2 protein-coding genes are annotated in these 2,214 nt (G+C 44.0%); one reads left to right on the top strand and one right to left on the bottom strand.

Features of this window, described 5'->3' with window-relative positions; genetic code table 11:
- Positions 1-85 precede the first annotated feature (85 nt).
- Entirely contained in the window at positions 86-1,402 is a 1,317-nt protein-coding gene (locus QZL69_RS05285) for an MATE family efflux transporter (protein ID WP_022214185.1), read from the bottom strand.
- A 287-nt stretch (positions 1,403-1,689) separates the two neighbouring features.
- Here QZL69_RS05285 and tnpA point away from each other — a divergent pair, with 287 nt between their 5' ends.
- Positions 1,690-2,103, top strand: coding sequence for an IS200/IS605 family transposase (gene tnpA, locus QZL69_RS05280; RefSeq protein ID WP_202030003.1), 414 nt, complete (start codon positions 1,690-1,692; stop codon positions 2,101-2,103).
- Positions 2,104-2,214: the final 111 nt, after the last annotated feature.

The following is a 2,214-nucleotide window of genomic DNA, read 5'->3' as shown; positions in this document are numbered from 1 at the left end:
AAAATCAAAGATTTAAGTGGTGGGAGCATGTCACCGGGAACTGCACTCTTTTGTTTTTGTATCTGTATGGAGCTGTCAGAGACCACTATTTTTCATGAAATTTCATATAAACGAGACCGGTAACATCGGCAAGCACCCATCCGATCGGGATCGCCATCCAGATGCCGGTTTCTCCGATATATGCAGACAGGATATACGCCAGAGCTACACGTGTTCCGAGAGATATCACAGTCAGGATGACGGACATGCCCGGTTTCTTGACTGCACGATAGTAACCATACAGCAAAAACAGACAGCCGATTCCGCAGTAAAAAGCCCCCTCGATCCGGAGATAACGCACACCGGAAGCAATAACTGCAGTTTCCTTCGCACTGACAAAGATCCGCATCAGCGGTGCGGCAAAAATACATACCACCGCCGAGATCACAATACAGAAAAGAAAACTGATCAGGAATGATTCCCTTGTTCCTTTGCGGATTCGATCTTTTTTGCCTGCACCGTAATTCTGTGCGATAAAGGTAGAATATGCATTACCGAAATCCTGCACCGGAAGATATGCAAACGTATCAATTTTGACAGCGGCGGCAAAAGCGGCCATAACGACCGGTCCGAAGCTGTTTACCAGTCCCTGCACCATCAGGATACCAAAGTTCATGACAGACTGCTGGACGCAGGTCATAGAAGACAGATTTCCAATCTCACCAAGGATCTGGCGGTTGAATTGTAGATCCTCTCTGGAAGGAAGCAGATCACGGCATTTCAGCAGTACATAGAGCGTAATGCCGATGCCTGAAACATACTGTGCGATCACCGTTGCCAGTGCGGCACCACGGATACCCCATGGGAGTACAGCCACGAACAAAAGATCCAGTCCGATATTCAGGACAGCAGAGACCGCAAGAAATACCAGCGGAATCGTGGAATTCCCAAGTGCACGGAGCAGACAGGAAAAGTAATTGTACAGTGAAGTGGCAATGATACCCGCAAATATCACAAGCAGATAAGCTTTCATGCCATCCCATACCTCGTCAGGTACACGCAGGAAATGCAGGATCGGATCAATTCCTATGTACACCAGGACATTCAAAAGCACTGTGACAGCCATGATCAGTGCAAAAGCATGTACGATCGCATTGCGCAGAGAATCCTGATCGTTTTTTCCCTTATAAATAGAAAAAAGAGCCCCCGATCCCATACTGAGTCCCAGAAAGATAGAAGTCAGAAAAGTCATCAGAGTATAAGCAGATCCCACCGCCGCCAGCGCATTGCTTCCAAGCACACGCCCGACGATCAGTGTATCCGCAATATTATAGAACTGCTGCAGAAGATTGCCGGCCATCATAGGTAGCGCAAACAGCAGCAGTGAGCGGGAGATTTTCCCCTCGGTCAAGTCATGATACATTTTTGGTTACCTCATCCTAATAAATTTTTATATATTATAGCATGTTAAAAAACAGACTTCCATAGATGAAAGTTCGATATTAGGATAATAAGCGGGAATCCTCGGCAATTCAATTACCGAGATGAAAGCGCAGGATTGTGCATATCTGCACATTGAAAAAATATAATAATTCCTCTCCCACCCTGATATTAGTGCCGTAACCGGCATACAACTGAACCACTATAAACAATCGAAAATATGTTTGGGGTTTTGCTGCACATTTCCACTCATCATGTTATACTATATGTATGAAAGAAAATCTAATACATTATAGAACTTGTGTGTGTAATATCAACTACCATATGGTATGGTCGGTGAAATACCGGCGGAAAATATTAAACCAAGAAATTGAGGAATATCTTCAGAAACTGGTGCAGCAGATTGCTGAGGATAAGGGGTTTACTGTTCACTTATTTGAATGTGGTGAAGGTGATCATGCCCACTGTTTTGTATCAGCTCCACCAAAGCTGTCCATAACAGCAATTGTCAAGTATCTGAAGGGGATCACCGGCAGAAAACTGTTTGAACGTTTTCCAGAAATAAGAAACCAGCTGTGGAAAGGAGAGCTGTGGAACCATTCCTATTATTATGTGGAAACAGTCGGATCTGTATCTGAGGAAAATATTCGACGTTATATTGAGCATCAGAGCAAGTCGTATTAATTCAAGGTGGATTATAAATTTCCATCCGTAAGAGTGTATGAAGGAGGAAGAGGAATGCTGCTGTCACATAAAGCATCCATAAAGATCAGTCAGGAATATTCCAATATCATA

The organism is Blautia sp. CAG:237, from assembly GCF_000436615.1.
GTDB classification, from domain to species: domain Bacteria; phylum Bacillota; class Clostridia; order Lachnospirales; family Lachnospiraceae; genus Blautia_A; species Blautia_A intestinihominis.
The sequence above is the reverse complement of the archived record's forward strand: the minus strand, read 5'-3'. Positions and strand labels throughout refer to the sequence as shown.

What these genes read in the sequence shown, in the direction of transcription:
- tnpA (WP_202030003.1), top strand. Translation starts at nt 1,690, where the DNA reads ATGAAAGAAAATCTAATACATTATAGAACTTGTGTGTGTAATATCAAC.
- QZL69_RS05285 (WP_022214185.1), bottom strand. Translation starts at nt 1,402, where the DNA reads ATGTATCATGACTTGACCGAGGGGAAAATCTCCCGCTCACTGCTGCTG.